At 72.0% G+C, this 23,475-nt stretch carries 23 protein-coding genes; 6 read left to right on the plus strand and 17 right to left on the minus strand.

What is annotated here, in order from left to right:
- Window positions 1–22 precede the first annotated feature (22 nt).
- From ACFYZB_RS21545 to ACFYZB_RS21560, 4 genes are all read right to left on the minus strand, one after another.
- On the minus strand, window positions 23–793 hold the full coding sequence (locus tag ACFYZB_RS21545; RefSeq protein WP_351204351.1) for an ATP-binding cassette domain-containing protein: 771 nt from the start codon (window positions 791–793) through the stop codon (window positions 23–25).
- On the minus strand, window positions 790–1,842 hold the full coding sequence (locus ACFYZB_RS21550) for an ABC transporter permease (RefSeq protein ID WP_388760903.1): 1,053 nt from the start codon (window positions 1,840–1,842) through the stop codon (window positions 790–792). Before ACFYZB_RS21550 ends, ACFYZB_RS21545 begins: the two co-directional genes overlap by 4 nt.
- On the minus strand, window positions 1,839–2,843 hold the full coding sequence (locus tag ACFYZB_RS21555) for a sugar ABC transporter substrate-binding protein (protein WP_388760906.1): 1,005 nt from the start codon (window positions 2,841–2,843) through the stop codon (window positions 1,839–1,841). Before ACFYZB_RS21555 ends, ACFYZB_RS21550 begins: the two co-directional genes overlap by 4 nt.
- 164 nt (window positions 2,844–3,007) lie before the next feature.
- A complete protein-coding gene (locus tag ACFYZB_RS21560) occupies window positions 3,008–3,745 on the minus strand; it encodes a GntR family transcriptional regulator (protein ID WP_388761443.1) in 738 nt (245 codons plus the stop codon).
- 129 nt (window positions 3,746–3,874) lie between these two features.
- Between ACFYZB_RS21560 and ACFYZB_RS21565 the strand changes: the two genes are divergently transcribed.
- Window positions 3,875–4,897, plus strand: coding sequence for a Gfo/Idh/MocA family oxidoreductase (locus tag ACFYZB_RS21565; RefSeq protein ID WP_351204345.1), 1,023 nt, complete (start codon window positions 3,875–3,877; stop codon window positions 4,895–4,897).
- Between the two features lie 33 nt (window positions 4,898–4,930).
- On the opposite strand, the gene ACFYZB_RS21570 is transcribed toward ACFYZB_RS21565, so the two are convergent.
- From ACFYZB_RS21570 to allB, 9 genes are all read right to left on the minus strand, one after another.
- Entirely contained in the window at window positions 4,931–6,115 is a 1,185-nt protein-coding gene (locus ACFYZB_RS21570; protein ID WP_388760909.1) for a cytochrome P450, read from the minus strand.
- A gap of 70 nt (window positions 6,116–6,185) precedes the next feature.
- Entirely contained in the window at window positions 6,186–6,857 is a 672-nt protein-coding gene (locus ACFYZB_RS21575; protein WP_388760912.1) for a response regulator, read from the minus strand.
- Window positions 6,858–6,927: 70 nt separating this feature from the next.
- Complete coding sequence (locus tag ACFYZB_RS21580) at window positions 6,928–8,148, minus strand: sensor histidine kinase (RefSeq protein WP_388761445.1); 1,221 nt, start codon at window positions 8,146–8,148, stop codon at window positions 6,928–6,930.
- Window positions 8,149–8,406: 258 nt separating this feature from the next.
- Complete coding sequence (locus tag ACFYZB_RS21585) at window positions 8,407–8,802, minus strand: ribonuclease domain-containing protein (protein ID WP_388760915.1); 396 nt, start codon at window positions 8,800–8,802, stop codon at window positions 8,407–8,409.
- 85 nt (window positions 8,803–8,887) lie between these two features.
- Complete coding sequence (locus tag ACFYZB_RS21590; protein WP_388760918.1) at window positions 8,888–9,799, minus strand: DMT family transporter; 912 nt, start codon at window positions 9,797–9,799, stop codon at window positions 8,888–8,890.
- 115 nt (window positions 9,800–9,914) lie between these two features.
- Window positions 9,915–10,517, minus strand: coding sequence for a dihydrofolate reductase family protein (locus ACFYZB_RS21595; protein WP_388760921.1), 603 nt, complete (start codon window positions 10,515–10,517; stop codon window positions 9,915–9,917).
- Window positions 10,518–10,603: 86 nt separating this feature from the next.
- Complete coding sequence (locus ACFYZB_RS21600) at window positions 10,604–11,419, minus strand: AIM24 family protein (RefSeq protein ID WP_388760924.1); 816 nt, start codon at window positions 11,417–11,419, stop codon at window positions 10,604–10,606.
- Between the two features lie 123 nt (window positions 11,420–11,542).
- Window positions 11,543–12,682, minus strand: coding sequence for an allantoicase (alc, locus tag ACFYZB_RS21605; RefSeq protein ID WP_388761448.1), 1,140 nt, complete (start codon window positions 12,680–12,682; stop codon window positions 11,543–11,545).
- 42 nt (window positions 12,683–12,724) lie between these two features.
- Entirely contained in the window at window positions 12,725–14,065 is a 1,341-nt protein-coding gene (gene allB / locus ACFYZB_RS21610; protein ID WP_388760927.1) for an allantoinase AllB, read from the minus strand.
- A gap of 271 nt (window positions 14,066–14,336) precedes the next feature.
- Between allB and ACFYZB_RS21615 the strand changes: the two genes are divergently transcribed.
- Window positions 14,337–15,131 carry an IclR family transcriptional regulator gene (locus tag ACFYZB_RS21615; RefSeq protein ID WP_388760930.1) on the plus strand — a complete coding sequence of 265 codons (795 nt, stop codon included), beginning with the start codon at window positions 14,337–14,339 and terminating at the stop codon, window positions 15,129–15,131.
- A gap of 34 nt (window positions 15,132–15,165) precedes the next feature.
- Here ACFYZB_RS21615 and ACFYZB_RS21620 read toward each other — a convergent pair whose 3' ends face one another.
- Window positions 15,166–15,453 carry a DUF5955 family protein gene (locus ACFYZB_RS21620; protein ID WP_388760933.1) on the minus strand — a complete coding sequence of 96 codons (288 nt, stop codon included), beginning with the start codon at window positions 15,451–15,453 and terminating at the stop codon, window positions 15,166–15,168.
- A gap of 156 nt (window positions 15,454–15,609) precedes the next feature.
- Between ACFYZB_RS21620 and ACFYZB_RS21625 the strand changes: the two genes are divergently transcribed.
- Complete coding sequence (locus tag ACFYZB_RS21625; RefSeq protein WP_388760935.1) at window positions 15,610–16,212, plus strand: NTP transferase domain-containing protein; 603 nt, start codon at window positions 15,610–15,612, stop codon at window positions 16,210–16,212.
- 184 nt (window positions 16,213–16,396) lie between these two features.
- On the plus strand, window positions 16,397–18,022 hold the full coding sequence (gene aceB, locus ACFYZB_RS21630; protein ID WP_388760938.1) for a malate synthase A: 1,626 nt from the start codon (window positions 16,397–16,399) through the stop codon (window positions 18,020–18,022).
- 3 nt (window positions 18,023–18,025) lie between these two features.
- Here aceB and ACFYZB_RS21635 read toward each other — a convergent pair whose 3' ends face one another.
- Both ACFYZB_RS21635 and ACFYZB_RS21640 read right to left on the minus strand, forming a co-directional pair.
- A complete protein-coding gene (locus ACFYZB_RS21635) occupies window positions 18,026–18,301 on the minus strand; it encodes a SelT/SelW/SelH family protein (protein ID WP_351204319.1) in 276 nt (91 codons plus the stop codon).
- 10 nt (window positions 18,302–18,311) lie between these two features.
- Entirely contained in the window at window positions 18,312–19,226 is a 915-nt protein-coding gene (locus ACFYZB_RS21640; RefSeq protein ID WP_388760942.1) for a HipA family kinase, read from the minus strand.
- A 366-nt stretch (window positions 19,227–19,592) separates the two neighbouring features.
- On the opposite strand from ACFYZB_RS21640, the gene ACFYZB_RS21645 reads away from it, so the two are divergent.
- The gene (locus ACFYZB_RS21645; RefSeq protein WP_388760945.1) at window positions 19,593–20,327 is read left to right on the plus strand and encodes a CAP domain-containing protein; all 735 of its coding nucleotides are present in this window, start codon (window positions 19,593–19,595) and stop codon (window positions 20,325–20,327) included.
- A 7-nt stretch (window positions 20,328–20,334) separates the two neighbouring features.
- Here ACFYZB_RS21645 and ACFYZB_RS21650 read toward each other — a convergent pair whose 3' ends face one another.
- Complete coding sequence (locus ACFYZB_RS21650) at window positions 20,335–21,849, minus strand: IucA/IucC family protein (protein WP_388760948.1); 1,515 nt, start codon at window positions 21,847–21,849, stop codon at window positions 20,335–20,337.
- A gap of 85 nt (window positions 21,850–21,934) precedes the next feature.
- Between ACFYZB_RS21650 and ACFYZB_RS21655 the strand changes: the two genes are divergently transcribed.
- Window positions 21,935–23,473: an IucA/IucC family protein gene (locus tag ACFYZB_RS21655; RefSeq protein WP_388760951.1), complete on the plus strand. Its 1,539-nt coding sequence runs from the start codon at window positions 21,935–21,937 to the stop codon at window positions 23,471–23,473.
- The last annotated feature ends 2 nt before the right edge of the window (window positions 23,474–23,475 follow it).

The raw sequence follows: 23,475 nt of genomic DNA on the forward strand, positions 1-23,475 counted from the left end.
ATGGGGACAAGCACCGCGTCCCTCAACCACGCAGCAATTCGTGGCGCAGAGCGTCGAGGTCCGCTCCCCCGGCCATCTGCCCCGTCAGCTCGTCCAGCGTGATCTCGTCCCGTGTGTAATTCCCCACCATCGTGCCCCTCCGCAGCAGCACGAATCTGTCCCCCACCAGGTACGCGTGGTGCGGGTTGTGGGTGATCAAGACAACGCCCAGACCCTGATCCCGTGCCGCGGCCACATATTTCAGGACCACACCGGACTGCTTGACCCCCAGTGCCGCCGTCGGCTCGTCCAGGACCAGGACCTTCGCGCCGAAGTGGACCGCGCGGGCGATCGCCACGCACTGGCGTTCGCCGCCGGAGAGGGTGCCGATGGGCTGGTCGACGTCCCTCAGGTCGATGCCCATGCGGAGCAGCGCCTCGCGGGTGGTGCGGCGCATGAGGCCGGTGTCCAGGCGTTTGAAGGGGCCCTTGCCCTTGCGGGGCTCGGAGCCGAGGAAGAAGTTCCGCCAGACCGGCATGAGGGGGACCACCGCCAGGTCCTGGTAGACCGTGGCGATGCCCCGGTCCAGGGCCTCCCGCGGGGAGGAGAGGGTGGTCTCCTCGCCCTCGATGCTCAGGGTGCCGCCGTCGTGCCGGTGCAGACCCGCGACGATCTTGATCAGGGTGGACTTGCCGGCTCCGTTGTCGCCGAGGACGCAGGTGATCTCGCCGGCGTGCACCTCCAGCGACACGCCTTCGAGGGCACGCACGGTGCCGTAGTGCTTGCTGACGTCGGCCAGCTCGACCAGGGTCATTCGTTGGCCTCCGCACGCTTCTTGACCCAGGCGTTGAGCAGGGTCGCGAGGAGCAGCATCGCTCCGAGGAAGAACTTGAACCAGTCGGGATTCCACTCGGCGAAGACGATGCCCTTGCTGGTCATGCCGAAGAGTAGGGCGCCCACGGCGGAGCCGATCGCGCTGCCGTAGCCGCCGGTGATCAGACAGCCGCCGATGACGGCCGCGATGATGTAGATCAGCTCGTTGCCCACGCCCTCGCCGGACTGGACGGCGTCGAAGGAGAAGAGCAGGTGCTGGCCGGCGACCCAGGCGCCGAACGCCACGCCCATGTAGAGGCCGACCTTGGTCCTGGCGACCGGGACGCCGACCGCGCGGGCCGCGTCCTGGTTGCCGCCGACGGCGAAGATCCAGTTCCCGGCGCGGGTGCGCAGCAGGATCCAGGAGGCGAGGGCGACCAGGCCCAGCCACCACAGGATCGTCACCTTGAAGTCGACCCCGCCGATCGTGAGCGTCGAGGCGAAGACGGCGTGCGCGGAGGGGAAGCCCTCCATGTCGCCGATGGTCTTCGTCGAGACCGTGCCGTCGATCAGCTTGGTGAAGCCGAGGTTCATGCCGGTCAGCATCAGGAAGGTGCCGAGCGTGACGATGAAGCTGGGCAGCCCGGTACGGGTGAGCATGACACCGTTGAAGGCGCCGATGGCGAGGGTGACCAGCAGGGACACGCCGACGCCGACCCAGGTGTTCGCCGTCATCTGGTAGCTGAACATCGAGGAGACCAGCGCCGAGGACGTCACCAGGACACCGGCCGACAGGTCGAACTCGCCGCCGATCATCAGCAGCGCCACGGGTACGGCCATGATGCCGATGGTCGAGGAGGCGTACAGGACCGTGCTGAGGCTGGAGGCGCGCAGGAACCCGTCGGCGGCGCAGGCGAAGAAGACGAGGACGGCGAGCGCGCCGACGATCGAACCCAGCTCGGGGCGGGAGAGCAGCTTCCGCGGCAGCGAGCGCCGCAGAATCCTTTCATCGGCCGTCGCGCCGGCGGTTTTCTCCGTGGTCGCGGTCATCGGGTGCCCCGCTCGGTGTACGCGGCCAGCGCGGCGGCCTGGTCCTTGGTGACGATCTGCGGGCCGGTCAGCACCGGCTTGCCGCCGCCGAGGACGTCGCCGTTGTACTTGTAGGCCCACAGCAGGTCGACCGCCTCGTAGCCCTGGAGGTACGGCTGCTGGTCCACGGCGAAGCCGAGGGTGCCGTTCCTCAGCTCGGCGGCGACCTGGGCGTTGAGGTCGAAGGTGTCGATCTCGGCCTTGCTGCCCGCGTCGCTCTTCGCCTTCACGGCGGTGTCGGCGTACGGGGCGCCGAGGGTGACGACGGAGTCGATGGAGCCGTCGGCCTGGAGCTTGGCCTCGATGGCGGACTGCACGTCGGGCATGTCGGTGCCGTTGACGTACAGCTTCTGCAGGGTGCCGTGGAAGGTCCTGGCGACGCCGTCGCAGCGCTGTTCATGGCCGACGTTGCCCTGCTCGTGCAGCACGCACAGGGCCTTCTTCCTCCCGCGCTTGTTCAGCTCGTCGCCGACGGCCTCGCCGGCGATGGTCTCGTCCTGGCCGATGTGGGTGAGGGCGCCGAAGGCCTTGGACTCCTCGGAGCCGGAGTTCACCGTGATGACGGGGATGCCGGCCTTCTCGGCGCGGGCCACGGCCGCCTTCATGGCGTCCGGCTTGGCGAGGGTGACGATGATGCCGTCGACCTTCTTGTCGACCGCCGCGTCCACCAGCTGCGCCTGCTGCTGGGCCTGGTCGTCGTGCGAGTACAGGAAGTTGATGTTGTCCTTGACCGCGGCCTGCTTGGCGCCGCTCTGCACGATGTCCCAGAAGGTGTCGCCGTCCCCCGAGTGTGTGATCATCGCGAAGGTCCAGCGCGGGGTGTTCACCGCCGCCCGCCCCTGGGCCGCGGCGGCCTTGCGGGCGTCCTCGGCCCGCTTGCCTCCGGTGCTGCTGCACGCTCCCAGGGACAGCGAAAGTACCCCTGTCAGCGCGATGACTGCCCAGGTCCGAAACCGTGCCACGAGGCCGTGCCCTTCTTGCCGTGTTCGTACGTGCGGAAGGGGCCGGTGATCAGCTCAGCGGCCCCAAATGCTCCAGTATCGAACACCATGAACACTCGTGACAGGACAGGGGGTCTCCCTGCGGTCTTATTGTCCGGACATTGTGACCCTTCCGGAGCCCTTCGTCACGGCCGGACGAGCAGCTGGAACTCGAAGGAGTAGCGCGTCGGCCGGTAGGTGTGGTCGCCGAACTCGACCGCGCGACCGGTGTCGTCGAAGGTGGTGCGCTGCATGGTGAGCAGCGGCGCGCCCTCGGTCTCGGCGAGCCGCTCGGCCTCGGCCGCCGTGGCACCGCGGGCGCCGATGGACTGGCGGGCGCTGTGCAGGGTGATCCCGGCGGAGCGCATCAGCCGGTACAGGCCGGTGGCCTCCAGCTGGCCGGTGTCCAGGTCGAGCAGGCCGGGCGGGAGATGGTTGATCAGGTACGCCATCGGCTCGCCGTGCGCGAGGCGCAGCCGCTCGACGCGGTGCACCTCGCTGCCCTCGGGGACGCCGAGCGCGGCGGCCACCTCGGCGGAGGCCTGCACGACGGTGTTGACCAGCACCTTGGTCGCGGGGCGCTGGCCGGCCGCCTCCAGGTCGTCGTACAGGCTGCTCAGTTCCAGCGGCCGCTTGACCTGGCTGTGCACCACCTGCGTGCCGACGCCGCGGCGGCGCACGAGGAGCCCCTTGTCGACGAGGGACTGGATGGCCTGGCGGACGGTCGGCCGGGACAGGCCGAGCCGCGCGGCCAGCTCGATCTCGTTGCCCAGGAGGCTGCCCGGGGTGAGGCTGCCGTGCTCGATGGCGGCCTCCAGCTGCTGGGAGAGCTGGAAGTACAACGGCACCGGGGAGCTACGGTCCACATGGAGGTCGAGCGACACGGTCGGGTCCACATCTGGTTTCGGCACGGCCCGAGCGTAGCCCCGTGGCCGGTTGACGGGAAGTTGTGTAGTCCGGTTGTCCGGACATGAACATTGACAGCGTACGGGCTCCGCCCTCACTTTGTTTCCATGCGCATCGGGGTCATCGGTACGGGCCGCATCGGCACCCTTCACGCGAGAACACTCAGCCGCAACCGCGACGTCGGGTCGCTGATCCTGACGGACGCGGATCCGGCACGGGCGCAGGGACTGGCGCACCGTCTGGGCGAGACGGCGGCGCCGGGTGTGGACGAGATCTTCAAGTGGGGCGTGGACGCGGTGGTGATCACCACGGCGACATCGGCCCACGCCGAACTGATCGGTCGGGCAGCCCGCTCGGGCCTGCCGGTGTTCTGCGAGAAGCCGATCGCGCTCGACCTGCCGGGCACGCTGCAGGCGCTCGGTGAGGTGCAGACGGCCGGCACCGTCCTGCAGATGGGGTTCCAGCGGCGCTTCGACGCGGGGTACGCCGGTGCCCGCGAGGCCGTGCGCTCCGGACGCCTCGGCCGGCTGCACACGGTGCGCGCGATGACCTGCGACCAGTCCCCTCCCCCACCCGGCTGGCTGCCGCTGTCCGGCGGCCTGTTCCGGGACACGCTGATCCACGACTTCGACGTGCTGCGGTGGGTGACGGGCCGTGAGGTGACCGACGTCTACGCCACCGGGTCCGACGCCGGGCCCGCGATGTTCCGTGAGGCCGGTGACGTCGGCACCGGGGCGGCGCTGCTCACGCTGGACGACGGCACACTGGCCACGGCCACGGCGACCCGGCTGAACGGCGCCGGGTACGACGTGCGCATGGAGCTGGCCGGGGAGGCGGACACGGTCGTGGTCGGGCTGGACGACCGTACGCCGCTCGCGTCCACCGAGCCGACCGGGCCGCCGCCCGCGGACAAGCCGTGGCCGGGCTTCCTTGAGCGGTTCGGCCCCGCGTACGAGGCCGAACTGAACGCCTTCGTGGAGGTGGTGGTCGGCGAGCGCCCCAACCCCTGCGACGGCCACGAGGCCCTGCAGGCCCTGCGGGTGGCCGAGGCCTGCGAACTCTCCCGGCGGGAGCGGCGCCCGGTGGCCCTGGCCGAGATCCCGGACCGGGCGCGGACGTCCTCCGGCTGACCGGCCGGCCCCCGCGGCGCGCGCGGCCGCCGGCTACCAGCGCACCGGAAGGCTGCGCATCCCTCTCATCAGCAGGCCGGGCAGCCACTCGCCCGGTGTGCCGTCGAGCGCGAGCCCGGGGGCGCGCCGCAGGAGGGTGCCGATGGCCGTGCGGCCCTCCAGGCGGGCCAGGGGGGCGCCCAGGCAGTAGTGGATGCCGTGGCCGAAGGCGAGGTGGCCGCGGGGGTCGCGGCGGATGTCGAACCGGTGCGGGTCGTCGTAGCGCTCGCCGTCGCGCTGGGCGGCGGTGAGGCTGATCACCACGTGGGTGCCCCGCTCGATGGCGGCGCCGGCGATCTCCAGGGGCTCGGCGGCGAACCGGTAGGTGGCGCTCTGCACCGGGCCCTCGTAGCGCAGCATCTCCTCGACGGCGCCGTCCAGGAGACTCATGTCGGCGCGCAGGGCGGCGAGTTGGCTGGGGTGGGTCAGCAGGGCGTGGACGCCGTTGCCGATGAGGTTGACGGTGGTCTCGTGGCCGGCGATCAGCAGCAGGAAGGCCATGCCGCGCAGCTCCTGCGCGGAGAGCCGGTCGCCGTCCTCGGCGGTGGTGCGGATCAGGTCGCTGAGCAGGTCCTCGCCGGCGCCGGAGCGGCGCTTGTCCTCGATCAGCTCGGTGAGGTACGCGCCGAGGCGGACGACCGCCTCGTAGCCCGTCTGCTCGTTGGTCGGCGCGACCACCTCCGTGGACGTCTTCCGGAACTCCTCGCGGTCCATGTCCGGGACGCCGAGGAGTTCGCAGATGACGGTGATGGGCAGTGGGTAGGCGAGAGCGGCGACCAGGTCGGCGCGTCCGGCCGGGAGCATCTCGTCCAGCAAATCGTCGGTGACCTGCTGGACCCGCGGGCGCAGCTGCTCGACCCGGCGCATCGTGAACGCGCGCGTGACGAGGCTGCGCAGGCGGGTGTGCTGGGGCGGATCGGTGGCCAGCAGATGCTTGCCGATCAGCTCCTGGTCCATCACGGTCACGCCGATCTTGCTGGTGTCCTTGGCCAGCCGGGTGTCGGCGAGGGCCGCCCGCGCCTCCTCGTATCCGACGACCAGCCAGGCATCGTCCTCCCAGCCCGGCAGCCGGACGCGGTGCACGGGGCCCCGCTCGCGCAGCCGGGCGTACACCGGATGGGGATCCGTGCGCAGCGCGTCCCCGAACTCCCCCAAGTCGACCACGTCCTGCCTGTCCATCGCTCCCCTTCCGGACTCCCCCGAGGCTCACCGGTGGTACCGGTACCGGGACAACGCACGGGGTGCGGGCTTAGTGCCCGTCCCCGTCGACCAGTCCCGCGTCGTACGCCAGCAGCGCGATCTGCACCCGGTTGCCGAGGCCGAGTTTGGCGAGGATGCGGGAGACGTGGGTCTTGACGGTGGCCACGCTCATGAACAGCTCGGTGGCGATCGCCGCGTTGGCGAGGCCGCGGCCGACGGCGACGGCGACCTCGCGTTCGCGGTCGTTGAGGACGGCGAGCCGTTCACGCGCGCGTGCCTGACGCGCGTCGGCCGCGCCGCCGGCCGCGTGCCGCATCAACTGCCGGGTGACGGCGGGCGACAGCACGGGGTCGCCGGCCGCGACGCGGCGGACGGCGTCGACGATCTCGGCGGGCGGGGTGTCCTTCAGCACGAACCCGGCGGCACCCGCGCGCAGCGCGTGCAGGACCTGCTCGTCGGCGTGGAAGGTGGTGAGCACCACGACGTGTGGGGCGTCGGCCCGCGCGCGCAGCCGCTCGGTCGCGGTGAGCCCGTCCACCGAGGGCATCCGGATGTCCATGAGGACGACGTCCGGCCGGGTGCGCGAGACGAGTTCCTCGGCCTGGGCGCCGTCCGCGGCCTCCCCGACGATCTCGATGTCCTCGGCCCCGCCGATCATCAGGGCCAGTCCGGCCCGTACGAGCGGGTCGTCGTCGACGAGGAGGAGTCTGATCGGCGTCATGGGCCTTACGTAATCACGGTCGCGCGGGCCACGGCTGCGCGGAGCTGCGTTCCGGCACCACCAGGCGTTCTCAGGGTGTCGGTCCGGGCCTGCCCCAGGGCAGCCACGCCCGTACCTCGAAGCCCCCGTCGGCCGTGGCGCCGTGCTCGAGTCGGCCGCCTGTGAGGGTGGCGCGTTCGGTGAGACCGATCAGGCCCTGGCCGGAGCCCGGGACGGGTGTGGGCTCGGTGGTGGGCGGGGGGTTGGTGACCGTGACGGTGAGGCCCTCGCCGGGGGTGCCGGCGAGGCTCAGGGTGACCTCGGCGCCGGGGGCGTGTTTGCGGGCGTTGGTCAGGGCCTCCTGGGCGATGCGGTAGGCGGTGCGGCCGACGGAGGCGGGGACGGCGGCCGGGTCGGCGACCCGGTGGTCCAGGATGACCTTCATGCCCGCCTCGCGGCACTCGGCGACCAGGGCGTCCAGCCCGGCCAGGGTCGGTTGGCGGCGCTCGCCGGCCGTGTCCTCGGACTCGCCGGCCCGCAGTACGCCGATGATCTCCCGCAGGTCCTGGAGCGCCTCGTGCGCGCTCTCCCGGATCACCCCGGCGGCCCGGGCGATCTCCTCGCGCGGCGCGTCCGGCCGGAACTCCAGCGCGCCCGCGTGCACGCTGAGCAGGGTGAGCCGGTGGGCGAGGACGTCGTGCATCTCGCGGGCGATGGCCTCGCGGGCGAGCCGCTGCGCCTGCTCGGCACGCAGCCGCGCCTCGGTCTCCGCCCGGCGGGCGCGCTCGCGCAGGCTGAGCAGCAGCAAGCGCTTGGAGCGTACGAACATGCCCCAGCCGATGACGGAGACGGCGAGCAGCACGACGAACACGACGGCGGCCGCGAAGGGCAGGTCTGGGTCCGGACGCAGCCAGTAGTAGACGGGTACGAGGGCGAGGTCGACGCCGCCGATCCAGGCGACGTAGCGGAAGGGCCGGTGCACGGCGAGGGTGAACAGGGCGACCGCGCCGGCGCCGCCGGACGTGGAGGACACCATGCCGACGGCGACCATCGCGACGGCGAGGCCCACCGGCCGGCGGCGGCGCAGCCAGACGGCGCAGCAGGACAGGGCGCCGAGCACCACGTCGGCGACGGCGAGTCCGCCGGGCACCTCCGGTTGCTGCCGCAGGCCGACGGCGGTCATCAGGAACAGCAGCACGGCCAGCAGGAAGCAGCAGCTGTCGACGATCCAGTCCCGTGCGGTGCGACGCGGCGGCCGGCCGTCGGGACCCGAGTCCGGGTCCAGCCCGTGCAGCAGGGCCGAGGGCAGCATCCACCGCCGGGGCCACGCCCCGCGCGCCGTGGTGGGGCCGAGCCCGTTCTCCGTCACGGTCGACCAATCTACGCAGCCCGGGGACGGCCTGCCGCGCCCCGCGCGTGATCGGCTACCAAAGTCGCGCCTTCATGGACTTTCGACGGCTCCTGCCGGGCCAGTGGGCCGGCCACCGGACGGCGGCGGGCCGCCGGGACTGTTCCCGGCGGCCCGCAGTGTGCGTCGCGCTGTTGCCTCGGTCGTCCGATGTCCTCCGGCTCAGCAGCCGAAGTCGATCAGGTTGAACGTGGCGTAGTGGTCGGAGGTGTAGTAGTCCTCCTGGGACTGCTCGCCGGTGACGATGCGCCGGGCACCGCGTGTGGGGGAACCGGGAGTGATCACCGTGTACTCGTGGTAGTAGCCGTAGGACTCGCTGGGCAGGACGCCTTCCTTGTTGGAGAAGACGGTGCCGTCCTGCGAGTACGGGTACGGGCCGCCCTTTGCGATCAGGCCCAGGGTGTCGTGGGCCTGCGAGGGCAGGTCGCCGTAGCAGATGCTGCCGACCGACGAGGCTGCGGCGTCCGCCGTGGTGGCGGAGACGGTGCCGCCCACGAGGAGGGCGGACAGGAGCGCGGCTGAGGCGCCGATGCGGGTGGCGCGTGGGGGGAATCTCATGCCCTCATGATGACGCGCGTAGACGTTGGCATGTCAATGACAAGGTTGAAGATTTTCCCTTCAAGTCCGATGAGTTTTCGCGAAGTTAACCTGCTGCCCGGCGCCCCCACGCGGTCCCCACGAGCACCAGCGCGCCGCCCGCGAGAGCGAGCGCGCCCAGCCGTTCCCCGCCCAGGGCGATCCCCGCCGCGGCGGCCCACAGCGGCTCGGTGCCGAGCAGCAGACCGACCCGGGACGGGGAGGTACGGCGGACCGCCCACATCTGCACGAAGAAGGCGAACACCGTGCACAGCGCGGCCAGGAACAGCAGCCCCGCCCAGTCCCGGGCACCGAACCCGGCCGCGACCGTCCAGGGTGCCGGGCCACCGGAGACGGCCGACAGCAGGGCGAAGACGGCGACGGACGCACCGAGTTGGACCGTGGTCAGCGGCAGCGCGCCGGCGCCCCGCACGGCCCTGAGCCGGGACATGGCGAGGACGTGCAGCGTGCGGGCGAGCGCGGCGAGCAGCATGAGCAGGTCGCCGGTGCTCGGCCGGGTGAAGCCGCCGCCCTGGATGAGCAGGACGACGCCGAGCACCGACAGCAGGGCCGCGCCGAGGAAGCCCGTGGTGGGCCGGGTGCGGGTGACGGCGGCCTCGGCCAGTGGGGTGAAGACCATGGTGAGGCTGATGATCAGGCCGGCGTTGGTCGCCGAGGTCTGCACCACGCCGTACGTCTCCAGCAAGAAGATCCCGCTGAGGATCGCGCCCAGCAGGGCCGCGCCGCGCCACTGGGCGCCGGTCAGGCCGCGCAGCGCACGCCGTCCGGCGACGGCCAGCACGGGCACGGCGAGCGCGAACCGCAGCACCAGCACGGCCAGGACCGTACGGGCGGTGGTGATGTCCTTGGCCGCGAGATAGCTGGCCCCCCAGCACACCGCGACGAGCAGCACGGGCAGGTCGGTGTGCCAGGCGCGACGGGGTGCGACGGCGGCACCCGGTACGGCGATCGACGACATGGGCGCGGCTCTCCCGGTCTCCGGAGGGGGTGCGCAGACGTCGGCGGCTCGCGCGGGGCGCGATCACCGTACCGGCGGGGACGATCTTCGGCTAGGCGTTTTCCGGGAGCTCGTACTAGCCGTACCGCGGCCTTCCCGCCACCTCGTAGGTCTGGATGGAGACACCGGCGGCGGTGACGCGTCCGGCGGTGTGCGTGAAGGCGGTCGGTACGGCGCCCTCGGCGAACAGGCGGTGGCCGGAGCCCAGCACCACCGGGAAGGTGGCCAGGTGGAGGGTGTCGACGAGACCGAGGTCGAGCAGGGAGCGGAGCAGGGCGCCGCTGCCGTGCACCTGGAGCTCGCCGTCGGTGCGCTCCTTGAGGGCGGTGACCTCCTTGGCGAGGTCGCCGCCGATCACGGTGGTGCCGGACCACTCGGGGTCGGTGAGGGTGGACGAGGGGACGTACTTCGGCAGGGCGTTCAACTGGGCGGCGATGAGGTTGGCGGGGTCGGTCACCTTCGGCCAGTACGCCGCGAAGATGTCGTACGTGCGGCGGCCGAGGAGGAACGCGGCGGGGCGCTGGAAGACCTCGGTGACGAACCGGCCGAAGTCGTCGTCGCCGTACGTGAAGCTCCAGCCGCCGTGCTCGAAGCCGCCCCGGGTGTCCTCCTGGGGGCCGCCGGGTGCCTGGTAGACGCCGTCGAGCGTGACGAAGATCGTGGAGACGAGCTTGCCCATGGCAGGTGCCTGCTTCCTGGTGCGGGGTCTGTTGTCATCACCTCGGACCCCACCGGCGCCCGCAACTCATCGGTCGGTACGGCACCTCATCCGGCGTGTGTCGAGAAGAGGCCGCCCGTCGGGCCCTGCTTGTCGCCGCCCTGGGCCTTCTTCAGGGCGTTGGCGAGGCTCTCGATGGTGAGGGACTGCAGGATGACGCGGCCGTTGCCCTCCAGGGTGGCCAGGGACAGGCCCTCGCCGCCGAACACGGCGTTCATGATCCCCTGGCGGTTGAGGCCGCCGACGCGCTGGACGCCGTACTGGATGCCCTCCTCGAAGGCGACCACGCAGCCGGTGTCGACCTCGATGCGGCCGCCGAAGTCCGCCGGGTTGAGGTCGATGAAGTTGCCCGCGCCGGCGATGATCACCGTGCCGTACCCGGTGAACTTCTCCAGGATGAAGCCCTCGCCGCCGCTCATGCCGGTGCGGGCGCCGGCGAAGGCGATACCGAAGTCGACGGTGGACTCGGCGGCCACGAAGGCGTCCTTCTCGGCGAACCATGCGCGTGTGCCGTCGAGTTCCAGGGCCCGCATCTCGCCCGGGAGCACGCCGGCGAAGCCGACCGTGCCCTGGCCGCCCTGGGAGGTGAAGTACTGGAACGCCAGCGACTCGCCCGCGAGCATGCGCTGGCCCACCTGCATGGCGGTGCCCATGGCCTGGCGCAGCAGGCCGCCCATGCCGCCCCCGCCGCCCTGTCCCTGCTGCCCGCCGTTTCCGGACGGGCCGGACAGGCGCGTCTCCATGGTCACGTTCGTGGTCTTGAACAGGAACTTTCCGGCCTCGCAGTACACGGTCTGGCCGGGCTGCAGGTTGACGACCGCCATCTGCATGGCGTTGCCGACGATCTCTTGCTGAAGGGTCACGCGGGAAGAACGGGGAGACGGACCCGTAAGTTCCAGGGGGACCGGAAACGGGTCCTTGTGGGTGACACGCGGGGCGCCCGGTGCTGTCCAGGCCGGGGCGCCCCGCGCGGGTCAGGGGGTGGGTCAGCCGCCCAGTTCCTGGTGCCGGGCGGCGAGGCCGGCCGCGCCCTGCTCGGTCAGGGAGCCGTACAGGCGCAGGCGGGAGATGCCGCCGTCGGGGAAGATGTCCACGCGCGCGTGCGTGCCGACCGCGGGCTCCGGGAGCACGAACCGGTGGTTGGTGTCGGGCTGGAGGCGGGTGCGCGGAAGGATCTCCACCCAGTCGCCGTTCTCGCCGTCCCGCACGGACACCGACGCCCAGCCCGCGCTGTTGCCCTTCAGGTAGGCCGTGTCGATCTCGATCGCGCGGATCTGCGACTGGGCGGCCAGCTGGTAGCGGATCCAGTCGTTGCCCTGGTCGCGGCGGCGGCGGGTCTCCCAGCCGTCGTCCATCTTGCGGGAGCGGCCCGGCTGGATGGTGTTGGTGGCCGGGGAGTAGAAGAGGTTGGAGGCGTCCTCGACCCGGCCGCCGTTCTCCAGGGCGACCACGTCGAAGGTGCCGAGCACGGCGAGCCACTCGGGGTCGGGGACGACCTCGCCGTACACGCGCAGCCGCGCGATGCCGCCGTCGGGGTGCTGGTTGACCCGCAGGTGGGTGAAGCGCTGCTCGACGCCGACCTCGAAGCCGTTGGCCGCGTGGCCGCCGACGGCGGTGCGCGGCACGATCGTCGTCCACTTCACGTCCTCGCCCAGCAGCTCCTCCGGGGACGGCGAGCCGGGTACGGACGCGCCCTCGATCGAGACCGCCTGCGGGTAGTTGCCGCGGAAGTGGGCGGTGTCGACGACGATCCCGCGGATCACCCCCGGCGCGCCGAGGCGGACCAGCGCCCAGTCGTGGTCCTCGGCGGTAGGCCAGGGGTGCTCGGCGGAGGCGCCGCGGCGGCGGCGGGTCTCCCAGCCGTCCATGATCTTGCCCTTGTGGCCGAAGTGCTCGGGGTCGAACTCGGCCGGCTCGGGGACCAGCAGGTTCTCCCGCTGGGCGAAGAACTCGTCGTTGGCGGCGATGACACCGGCGCCGAGCTGCCGGTCGGCGAGGTTGGCGTACTGGGTGAAGGGGAAGTCGGCGGTGCGGTAGTCCGCGTACGGGTCGCCGCCTCCGTAGGGGTTCGCGTCGCCGGTGAAGCGAGCCGAAGAAGATTGATGCAGCGCCGTCACGGTGATCAGGGGGTCCTTTCTGGAGTCGGCCGGTTGCGGGTCGGGGGTGGCTTACTGGGGGCGGGTGAGCAGCGTGCCCTTCGGCTCGGTGAACTCGCCGTCCGCGACGATGCGTTCGCCACGCAGCCAGGTGGACTTCACGACGCCGTACAGGGTCTTGCCGGCGTAGGCGGTGACCCGGTTGCGGTGCTGGAGACCGGCCGGGTCGACGGTGAAGGTCTCGTCGGGGGCGAGGACCGCGAAGTCGGCGTCATGGCCGGGGGCGATGGCGCCCTTGCGCGCGTCGAGGCCGACCAGGGCGGCGGTCTTCGTGGACATCCAGCGCACGACGTCCTCCAGACCGTGGCCGCGCTTGCGGGCCTCGGTCCATACGGCGGACAGGCTGAGCTGGAGGCCGGAGATGCCGCCCCAGGCGGTGGCGAAGTCGTCGGTCTTCAGGTCGGCGGTGGAGGGCGAGTGGTCGGTGACGACACAGTCGATGGTGCCGTCGGCCAGCGCCTCCCACAGCAGGTCCTGGTTGGCGGCCTCGCGGATGGGCGGGCAGCACTTGAACTCGCTGGCGCCGTCCGGGACTTCCTCGGCGGTCAGGGTGAGGTAGTGCGGACAGGTCTCCACGGTGATCTTCACGCCCCTGGCACGGGCAGCGCGGATCAGCGGCAGCGCGTCGCTGGAGGACAGGTGCAGCACGTGCACGCGCGCGTGGAGGCGAAGGGCCTGCGCGATGAGGTTCGCGATGGCCGTGTCCTCGGCGTCGCGCGGGCGGGAGGCGAGGAAGTCGGCGTACCTGGGGCCGCCGTGCTGCGGGGCGGCGGCCAGGTGATGCGGGTCCTCGGCGTGCACGATCAGCAGGCCGTCGAAGCCGGCGATCTCCGCCATGGACCGCGCGAGCCGGTCCTGGTCGAGGTGCGGGAACTCGTCCACGCCGGACGGGGACAGGAAGGCCTTGAAGCCGAAGACACCGGCGTCGTGCAGCGGGCGCAGGTCCTTGACGTTGTCCGGCAGGGCGCCGCCCCAGAAGCCGACGTCGATGTGCGCCTTGTCGGCGGCCACCTCCCGCTTCACCCGCAGGTTCTCGACGGTCGTGGTCGGCGGCAGGGAGTTGAGCGGCATGTCGACCAGCGTGGTGATGCCGCCCGCCGCCGCCGCGCGGGTGGCGGTCCAGAAGCCCTCCCACTCGGTGCGGCCCGGGTCGTTGACGTGCACGTGGGTGTCGACCAGGCCGGGCAGCAGGACGTGGTCGCCGAAGTCCTCCAGCCGCGCTCCGGCCGGGACCTGGGCGTCGTACGGCAGGACGGCGGTGATCCTCCCGGCGGACACGGTGACCGCGGCGGCCCGCGTCCCCTCAGGAGTGATGACGCGCGTCGAGCGCAGGACCAGTTCAGCGTCGGACACCCGAACCCCTCTCTGTACCGCCGTTTTACGCCCCGGAAACGGGATTTACACCCACGAAACGGATTCAACGTTCTGTTGAAGGAGTCTTCACTCCCGCCTCCCCGCCGTCAAGGGGCACACTTCCGGGCGGCACGCCGGCGCACACACTCTGGACGTTTCCACAAAGTGGAATTAGAATTTCACTAAGCAGAACGTAGCTACACACAAGCAGGGAGTCAACCGGCCGCCGGGTAGGCTTCTGCCCTCCTGCCAGTCCCGAAAGGAACGCGCCGTGCCGACGTCCAGCGCCAGCACCACCGACTCCGCCAAACCCTCCGCCGCGGGCGGGGTCCAGTCCCTGGAGCGCGCCTTCGACCTGCTCGAGCGGATGGCGGACGCGGGCGGCGAGGTGGGCCTGAGCGAGCTGTCCGCGACCAGCGGGCTGCCGCTGCCGACCATCCACCGGCTGATGCGCACCCTGGTCGCCTGCGGGTACGTCCGCCAGCAGCCCAACCGGCGGTACGCCCTCGGCCCCCGGCTCATCCGGCTCGGCGAGTCGGCCTCCCGGCTGCTCGGCACATGGGCGCGGCCGTACCTCGCGCGGCTGGTCGAGGAGACCGGCGAGACCGCGAACATGGCGCTGCTGGACGGCGACGAGATCGTCTACGTGGCCCAGGTGCCGTCGAAGCACTCGATGCGGATGTTCACCGAGGTGGGCCGACGGGTGCTGCCGCACTCGACCGGCGTGGGCAAGGCCCTGCTGGCCGGCGTTCCCGACGACGAGGTACGGGCGCTGCTGGCGCGTACCGGGATGCCCGCGGCCACCGAGAAGACCATCACCACGCCGGAGGGGTTCCTGGCCGCGCTGCAGGAGGTACGGCAGCTGGGATACGCCGTGGACGACAACGAGCAGGAGATAGGGGTGCGGTGCCTGGCGGTGTCGGTACCGGACTCCCCCACGGCGGCGGCGATCTCCATCTCGGGGCCGGCCGGCCGGGTGACGGAAGCGGCCATCGAGAAGATCGTGCCGGTGTTGCAGGGGATCGCCCTCGAGTTGTCCCAGGCGTTGGCGAGTTCCGGCGCCTGAGAGCTCCCCGGTGAGGCCGGATCACCCCTCGCCTTCAGGACCGCGACGATTCCCCGAACAGATCCACCGCCTCCCGGACCTCTCTCAGCCCCCTCGCCAAAGCGCTCACCGAGCCGATCGCACCCGCGATCAGTAACAGCGAGGTGCGCAGCCGCGGGGTCTCCGGCGCGCCGCCGGAGACCATCGCCGCCAGGGCCGCCAGTTCGTCCTCGGCTATGGCGCGGTCGGGGAAGTCGGACGGGAGCGTGGCGAGTTCGCGGCGCAGCCGGGACACCGCGGTCCGCAGTTCCGCCACTCTCGGGTCCTCGTCGCTGCCAATCACTGGCCTCTGCCCCAAGCTCCGCAACGCAGCCCTCCCCCTCACACGCCGTCGTGCGCGGGCCAGTAAACGCCACCGGGTCCGGGAGCGCCACAGCGCGGACCGAAATTCAGCCCAAGGAAACCGGCCGCCGCATCCCCCGTCAGGTATGCAGGACGCATGACGGACAACCATCGCGAGGAGGTCGCCGGGCTGCTGCTCGCCGCCGGCGGGGGCAGACGGCTCGGCGGGCGGCCCAAGGCGCTGCTGGAGCACCGGGGGCACCCCCTGGTCGAGCACGCGGTCGGAGTGCTGCGCGCGGCCGGGTGCGGCCGGATCCACGTCGTCCTCGGGGCGCGGGCGGACGACGTCCGCCGGCGTGCCGATCTCAGCGGCTGTGTGGTCGTGGACAACCCCGCCTGGGCCGAAGGCATGGGCTCCTCGCTGCGCGCCGGACTGGCCTCGCTGGCCGGTACGGGGGTGCGCGCGGCCCTGGTGAGCCTCGTCGACCAGCCGGGCATCGGGCCGGCGGCCGTGGCGCGGGTGCTCGGCGCCTACGAGGACGAGAAATCGCTGGTCTCGGCCGCCTACGACGGCACGCGCGGACATCCGGTGCTCTTCGGCGCGGCCCACTGGGCGGACATCGCGGCGACCGCCACCGGGGATCGCGGTGCCCGCGCCTACCTGAAGGACCACGCGGCCGAGATCCGGCTCGTGGAGTGCGCGGACGTGGCCGAGCCGTACGACATCGACACCGAGGCCGACCTGCGCCACCTTGAGTGAAGAGGGTGGCACTGGGCGCCACCTTGCCTCGACCCGGAGAATCTCGACATCAACAAACCATTGAAGTTCCACGATGAGGAAACTACTATCCACTGTTCAGAAGCGCCTGACCGCACAGCGGGCGCTGATTGCCCTATTCGTGCCACTAGGCACCCGGTGCCACCGCTGAAGGAAGTGACAGCTCATGTCCGCACCAGCGCCGTCCCCGCTGGCCATCGTCGACGCCGAGCCTCTGCCCCGGCAGGAAGAGGTCCTCACGGACGCGGCGCTCGCCTTCGTGGCGGAGCTGCACCGGCGGTTCACCCCGCGCCGTGACGAACTCCTCGCCCGCCGGGCCGAGCGCCGCGCCGAGATCGCCCGCACCTCCACGCTCGACTTCCTCCCCGAGACGGCCGCGATCCGCGCGGACGACTCCTGGAGGGTCGCCCCGGCCCCGGCCGCGCTGAACGACCGGCGCGTCGAGATCACCGGCCCCACCGACCGCAAGATGACCATCAACGCGCTCAACTCGGGCGCGAAGGTCTGGCTCGCCGACTTCGAGGACGCCTCCGCGCCCACCTGGGAGAACGTGATCCTCGGCCAGGTCAACCTGATCGACGCCTACACCCGGAACATCGACTTCACCGACCCGGGGTCCGGCAAGTCCTACGCCCTGCGCCCGAACGAGGAGCTGGCGACGGTCGTCATGCGCCCGCGCGGCTGGCACCTGAACGAGCGGCACCTGGTCGACGCCGACGGCCGCGCCGTCCCGGGCGCCTTCGTCGACTTCGGCCTGTACTTCTTCCACAACGCCCAGCGGCTGCTGGACCTCGGCAAGGGCCCGTACTTCTACCTGCCCAAGACCGAGTCGCACCTGGAGGCCCGCCTCTGGAACGACGTGTTCGTCTTCGCGCAGGACCACGTCGGCATCCCGCAGGGCACCGTCCGCGCGACCGTCCTGATCGAGACGATCACGGCCGCGCACGAGATGGAGGAGATCCTCTATGAACTCCGCGACCACGCCGCCGGGTTGAACGCCGGCCGCTGGGACTACCTGTTCTCCATCGTCAAGAACTTCCGGGACGGCGGAGCGAAGTTCGTCCTCCCGGACCGCAACGCGGTCACGATGACGGCCCCGTTCATGCGGGCGTACACCGAACTCCTCGTCCACACCTGCCACAAGCGCGGCGCGCACGCGATCGGCGGCATGGCGGCGTTCATTCCGTCCCGTCGCGACGCCGAGGTCAACAAGGTCGCCTTCGAGAAGGTCCGCGCCGACAAGGACCGCGAGGCGAACGACGGCTTCGACGGCTCCTGGGTCGCCCACCCCGACCTCGTCCCGATCGCCATGGAGGCCTTCGACAAGGTCCTCGGCGACCGGCCGAACCAGAAGGACCGGCTGCGCGAGGACGTCCACGTCGAGGCGGCCGACCTCATCGCGATCGACTCGCTGCACGCGAAGCCGACGTACAACGGTCTGGTCAACGCCGTCCAGGTGGGCATCCGGTACATCGAGGCCTGGCTGCGCGGGCTCGGCGCGGTCGCCATCTTCAACCTGATGGAGGACGCGGCCACCGCCGAGATCTCCCGCTCCCAGATCTGGCAGTGGATCAACGCGGGCGTCGAGTTCGAGAACGGCGACAGGGCCACGCCCGAGCTGGCCCGCAAGGTCGCCGCCGAGGAGCTGTCCAACATCCGCCAGGAGATCGGCGAGCAGGCCTTCGCCGCCGGCCACTGGCAGGAGGCCCATGACCTGCTGCTGAAGGTCTCCCTGGACGAGAACTACGCCGACTTCCTCACCCTGCCGGCGTACGAGCAGCTCAAGGGCTGACGCCTACGCGGTCCGGTCCGAGTGGCCCAGGGGCTTCCCCGGGGCCACTCGGTCGCGTACGAGGCGCTTGACCGCCGTGGGCTCCGGGAAGCCCTGTTCCCTCCGGTCCCACACCACCTCGCCGTCGACGCGGACCACGAACACGCCTCCGGTGCCGGGCCTGAGCGCCAGCTCGGCCAGCTCCGCCTCGAAGGTGGTGAGCAGTTCCTGTGCCAGCCAGGCCGCGCGGGGCAGCCAGCGGCACTGTGTGCAGTACTCGATCTCGACGCGATGGCTCATCCGATGTGCCTCATCCCAGGTGCACCGACCAGTCCTGTTCCGCCCCCGGCTTGCCGTGCAGGTCGGGGACGCGCTTGAGCCAGGCCGGGCGGCCCGCCCGGGTCTTCGCCGCGCGGGCGGCCTCCTCGGCCGCGAGCTGCTCGCGGCCCGGGAAGTCGGTGGGCAGCCACTCGTGCGACAGGCGCACGCGGGCCAGGAGGTAGTCGACGTAGGCGGCGCGGACGTCGTCCGGGCTCGCGAAGCCGGCGTCCTCGGCGAGCCAGGCGTCCGGCACCTCCGCGACGATCCCGCGCAGCAGGTCCTCGGTCACCTTCGGGGCGAGTTCGGCGTCGGCGGCACGGATGTCGGGGCCGTAGTGCCCCAGGGCGTGATGCCGGAAGTCGTACTTCTTGCCCGGGGTCGTGGTGTCCCAGCGGTGGTGGAAGACCAGGGCGGCACCGTGGTCGATGAGCCACAGGCGGGGCGGGGCGGTGCCGAGCGTCGGCCAGACCATGAGGTTGGAGCTGTGGACCGTACGGTCCACGTTGACGGTCAGCGCGTCCAGCCAGACGATCCGGCCCGCCTCCAGCGGGTCCACGGGGAAGGTCCGCGCGATCTCGGGGGTGAGGTCCCGGGCGCCCGGCAGGTAGTCCATGCCGAGGTTCACGCCCGCGCTCGCGCCGTGCAGCTCCCGGACCTCCTGGTGCGGTTCACCGGCGGCGATCGCGGGGTCGAAGTGGACGAGGACCAGCTCGGGGAAGCGCAGGCCGAGCGCGCGGGCGAGCTCCCCGACGATCACCTCGGCGACCAGCGCCTTGTGCCCCTGCGCGGAGCCGGTGAACTTCACGACGTAGGTGCCGAGGTCGTCGGCCTCGACGACCCCGGGCACGGAGCCGCCGGACCGCAGCGGGGTCACGTATCGGGTGGCAGTCACGTCGCGCAGCACATCGATCAGCCTAAGGCAGGTCGGTGCAGTGACATCCATCACAGGCCCCACGGCGACTAAGGGTCCCGCTTAGTAGAAGCAGCTCCGATGACATATGAGATTTGTCCGGCTTGCCGCAGAGGCGAGCCGCCCATCGGGCCACGGGACGGCATCCGCCCGGCACCTTTCCGCATTCGCCGCTCACACCACCGTCCTGACAGCACATCAGGCAGCTGCAAACGTCGCGGAAGCGAACCCGGCATCTCTTCGCCCGGCTGACAAGGGTCCCGCCGTCCTACTAGGCGCGGTAGTGGAGACCGCCCTTTGCGCTCCTTGTGGAGCCCTCCCGAAAATGAGCGCCCGGCGATCACCGAACGAGGTTGACGAATGGCCAAGCACCGCAAGACGCAGCAGTACCGGCGCATAGTCGTCGCCGCCGTCGCCATCGGAGCCGTGGGCGTGCCGTCCGTCGCCCTGGCCTGTTCCGACTGGCCGGGCGGCGGCAAGGACCGGGCCGACGTCGCCGCGACGAGCACACCCCGGCCGTCGAAGCACCACGCCCACCGGCATCACCACGATCACCACCGCAACGGCCACCACCCCACCGCCACGCCGAAGGCCACCGCGTCGCCGACGCAGCGGCCCACCGTGCACCAGCCCAAGAGCACCTCTGCTCCCAGCGTTCCCAGCACTCCCAAGCCCACCGCCACCGCGTCCAGCAGCCCGAAGCCCACCGCCACCGCCTCCGGTGCCACCGCGCGCGTCGTGCAGCTCGTGAACGCCGAGCGCGCCAAGGTGGGTTGCCACCCCCTGACCGTGAACGCCGAGCTGACCAGGGCGGCACAGGCCCACAGCGCGGACATGGCGGCCCACCGGAACATGTCGCACACCGGCTCCGACGGGTCCTCCCCGGGCGACCGCATCACGGCGGCCGGGTACACCTGGAGCGCCTACGGCGAGAACATCGCCTACGGGTACGCCACCCCGGAGCAGGTCATGGACGGCTGGATGAACAGCCCCGGACACCGGGCCAACATCCTCAACTGCTCGTACAAGGAGATCGGCGTCGGTCTCGCCCAGCCGGGCAGCTACTGGACCCAGGACTTCGGCGCGGCCCGCTGAGCACGGGTCAGCCGGTCGCCAGCGGGTTCGGCAGCGGCAGGTAGCGGGCGTCCGCGCCGTCCGCTCCGGTCCAGCGCAGCAGCAGGTTGGTCTTGCCGGGCAGCGTGGGCGAGGTGAGCAGGGCGGGGACCTCGGGCAGGTCGTGCCGGGCGAGTTCCCGGCGGGCGGCGGGCCAGGGGTCGAGCGCGGGATGGTGCTCGGCGAGCGCGGCGGCGATCTCCGTGAGGTGGTTGACGACCAGGCAGTACACCAGCCGCTCCCAGCCCGCCGCGCGGGTCACGTCCGGCAGCAGCTTGGCCCCCTCGGCGTCGCGGAACAGCGCCTGGACGGGTGTGCCGGCCGGGTCCACGGCGACGAGGGTGTTCTGCAGATGGGCCTCCAGCACGACCCCGTGGTCGTCGAACGCCGCGAGGGCGGGCGGCACGACCTGGCGCAGATAGGCCTCCCACCAGGCCGCCGGGTCGGCCGCGGTGGCCAGCGGGCTGCCGTCGAAGCCCTCGGCGAGGCCGGCGGCGAGCAGCGGGGTGGCGCCCGGCAGCAGGTGGCCGCGCAGCCCGTCGCGCACCAGGACGGCCAGTTCCTCGAAGGCGAAGGCGGCCGTGCGGTAGCCGCGGTCGCTCAGCCAGGCCGCGGGCGGGCCCAGCGCCGCGAAGGCGTGCCGGGCGGCCGTGTCGGTCCGGCGCAGTCTGTCCAGGTCGTGGCGCCACAGGCGGCGGATGTCGTTGGTGATGCGGACATCCAGGCTGAACTTCAGGAACAGGTCGCGCCGGGGCTCGTACACCGTGCGGATCGCCGCCGTCGGCCGCACGTCGACGGCGGTCGTGCCGAGGCGGAGCAGCCGGCCGTCGGCGAAGGCCGGGGCGAGGTCGCGGCCGACCAGATCCAGCTGCCAGGGATGGGCCGGCAGCAGCCGGTAGCCGGGCGGGGCGGAGCCGAGCGCGTCCAGGGCACGGGTGTCGCCCTCCTCGGCCACCTGGTCCTCGCGGACACCGAGCAGCACCAGCGGGAAGCGCGCGTGCGCCTCGGGGGCGTACGGCAGCCAGGAGGCGACCGGGCCGCCGCCACGCGCCTTGGGCGCCGGGTGGTACGGGTGGCCGCTGATCAGGGACTGCTCGGAACGCAGATACGGGTCGGCGGGCGGTGTCGCCCCGGCGCGGGCGGTGAGCAGGGCCGCGACCGCGTCACGGCTGTCGACCATCTCGGCGGGGAGGTCGCCGCCCGGCAGCCCGGTGTGCCGGCGCAGCTCCTCGGCGACCAGTTTGACCAGCTCGGAGTGGCCGACGCGGTGCCAGGACCCGGCCGCGCGCACCTCGGGCTCGGCAGGGCGCCGGCCGTTCCGCACGCGCAGCAGACGCCCGCTCGGCAGCCGGTGGACCCGCAGGTCACCGTCGTGCCCGAGCGGCTCGGCCACCTCGCGCAGCAGGCAGTTCAGCAGGGGCGCGGCCGCGTAGGCGTCGGCGCGGCTGCCGACGGCTCCGGTGGAGGGTGCTCCGAAGGAGGGTGAGGAGTCCACGCGATCCATTCGTTTCGTCCGGGGTGGTCGCGATCAGTATGTCTGTCGTCGCCGACAATCGTCCTCCGTGCGCCGTGTACCCGAGGAGCCGACCGTGCACCTTCCCCCTGCCGAGGCCCAGGTCGCCGAGGAACTGGCCGCCGTCCGGCCCGGGCTGCTGCCCCGGTACACGGCGGAGCTGCCGGGCGCCCGCGCCGCGGTGCTGACCCGGCTGTGGCGGGCGCTGGCCCATGAGCCGCTGCCGTGGATCACCGGGCGGGTGCACGGCGCGCACAGCCTCGCGCTGCGGCTCGCCGACGGCCGGACGCTGTACGGGCCGCACGCGGACCCGTATGCCACGAGCGCGTACGTCACCGGCGTCCGCCTGGAGAGGGAACGCCACGTGGATCCGGCCGGGCTGATGACCGCCCTCGGGGTGCCGCAGGGCGCTGCGTTCGCGACCGAACTGGGCGGCAGCGTCGCCTCGTTGGCGCTGTCGCGAGCCGACGCGGATCACCCGAAGGAGTGGCCGGTGGGGGTCTCCCCGGCCGACGGCCGGCGGAGGGACTGGGAGTGGGAGCAGCGGGTGACCGACGGGCATCCGTTCCACCCGTGCTGCCGTTCCCGGCCCGGTTTCTCGGTGGCGGACCAGCTGGCGTACGGCCCCGAGCACCGGCCCGTGGTGGAGCTGCGGACGGTGCCGGTGCCGGCGGACGGGTGCCTGGTGAGCGGTGACTGGCCGGAGGAACTGCGGGACGGTGAACGGCTGTTGCTGCCGGTCCACCCGTGGCAGGCGGACCACGTCCTGGATCGGCCGTACGCGCCCTGGCGCCCGGCCCGGCCGCTGCTCTCCCTGCGCACCCTCGCGCTGCCGGACGGTCCGCACGTGAAGACCGCGCTCAGCGCCCGGCTGACGTCCTCGGTGCGGGACATCTCCCCGTACTCGGTCGGGGCCGCCGCGCCCCTGTCCGCCCTCGGCGAGGAGCTGGCGGCACGCACCGGGGGCCTGCTGCACGTCACCCGCACGCTGGGCGCGGTCTCGGCGCACTCCCCCGACCTGGCCGCACTGCTGCGGGAGTCGCCCGAGGCGTACGCCGGTCCGGGCGAGCACGTCGTACCGGTGGCCGCGCTCGCCACGACCGACCTGCCCGGCTCCCCCGCCTGGCTGGCCGCGTTCGCCCGGCTGGCGCTGACCGTGGGACTGCGCCTGCTCGACCTCGGCGTGGCCCTGGAGGCGCACGGCCAGAACCTGCTGGTGATCCTGTCGGCCGACGGCGCCCCGCTGCGGCTCGTCTACCGCGACCTGGCCGACATCCGGATCAGCCCGGCCCGGCTGACCCGGCACGGCATCACCCCGCCACCGCTCACCGGCCGTCTGATCACGGATGACGAAACGGCCCTGCGCCGCAAGCTGTTCGGCTCCCTGGTAGGGGGCGCCCTGGCCGGTACGGCGGGTTCGGGCCGGGCCCTGGGAGCGGCGCTGGCGGGCGCCGCAGCGGACCTGCCGGACACCTCCGACCTGCGCGCCCTGTGCGAAGGACCACTGCCGGCGAAGGCGTTGACCCTGATGCGGCTGTCCCCACAGACCCCCGGCGACCAGTGGACGTCCCTGCCGAACCCGCTCGTTTTGGAGGCCGCGCCCTCTGATCAATAAGA

The sequence above is a fragment of the Streptomyces sp. NPDC001852 genome (assembly GCF_042891825.1).
Classification (GTDB): Bacteria; Actinomycetota; Actinomycetes; order Streptomycetales; family Streptomycetaceae; genus Streptomyces.

What these genes read in the sequence shown, in the direction of transcription:
- ACFYZB_RS21590 (WP_388760918.1), bottom strand. Translation starts at nt 9,799, where the DNA reads ATGTCGTCGATCGCCGTACCGGGTGCCGCCGTCGCACCCCGTCGCGCC.
- aceB (WP_388760938.1), top strand. Translation starts at nt 16,397, where the DNA reads ATGTCCGCACCAGCGCCGTCCCCGCTGGCCATCGTCGACGCCGAGCCT.
- ACFYZB_RS21645 (WP_388760945.1), top strand. Translation starts at nt 19,593, where the DNA reads ATGGCCAAGCACCGCAAGACGCAGCAGTACCGGCGCATAGTCGTCGCC.
- ACFYZB_RS21625 (WP_388760935.1), top strand. Translation starts at nt 15,610, where the DNA reads ATGACGGACAACCATCGCGAGGAGGTCGCCGGGCTGCTGCTCGCCGCC.
- ACFYZB_RS21635 (WP_351204319.1), bottom strand. Translation starts at nt 18,301, where the DNA reads ATGAGCCATCGCGTCGAGATCGAGTACTGCACACAGTGCCGCTGGCTG.
- ACFYZB_RS21650 (WP_388760948.1), bottom strand. Translation starts at nt 21,849, where the DNA reads ATGGATCGCGTGGACTCCTCACCCTCCTTCGGAGCACCCTCCACCGGA.
- ACFYZB_RS21550 (WP_388760903.1), bottom strand. Translation starts at nt 1,842, where the DNA reads ATGACCGCGACCACGGAGAAAACCGCCGGCGCGACGGCCGATGAAAGG.
- ACFYZB_RS21580 (WP_388761445.1), bottom strand. Translation starts at nt 8,148, where the DNA reads ATGCTGCCCTCGGCCCTGCTGCACGGGCTGGACCCGGACTCGGGTCCC.
- ACFYZB_RS21570 (WP_388760909.1), bottom strand. Translation starts at nt 6,115, where the DNA reads ATGGACAGGCAGGACGTGGTCGACTTGGGGGAGTTCGGGGACGCGCTG.
- ACFYZB_RS21565 (WP_351204345.1), top strand. Translation starts at nt 3,875, where the DNA reads ATGCGCATCGGGGTCATCGGTACGGGCCGCATCGGCACCCTTCACGCG.
- ACFYZB_RS21575 (WP_388760912.1), bottom strand. Translation starts at nt 6,857, where the DNA reads ATGACGCCGATCAGACTCCTCCTCGTCGACGACGACCCGCTCGTACGG.
- ACFYZB_RS21585 (WP_388760915.1), bottom strand. Translation starts at nt 8,802, where the DNA reads ATGAGATTCCCCCCACGCGCCACCCGCATCGGCGCCTCAGCCGCGCTC.
- ACFYZB_RS21595 (WP_388760921.1), bottom strand. Translation starts at nt 10,517, where the DNA reads ATGGGCAAGCTCGTCTCCACGATCTTCGTCACGCTCGACGGCGTCTAC.
- ACFYZB_RS21545 (WP_351204351.1), bottom strand. Translation starts at nt 793, where the DNA reads ATGACCCTGGTCGAGCTGGCCGACGTCAGCAAGCACTACGGCACCGTG.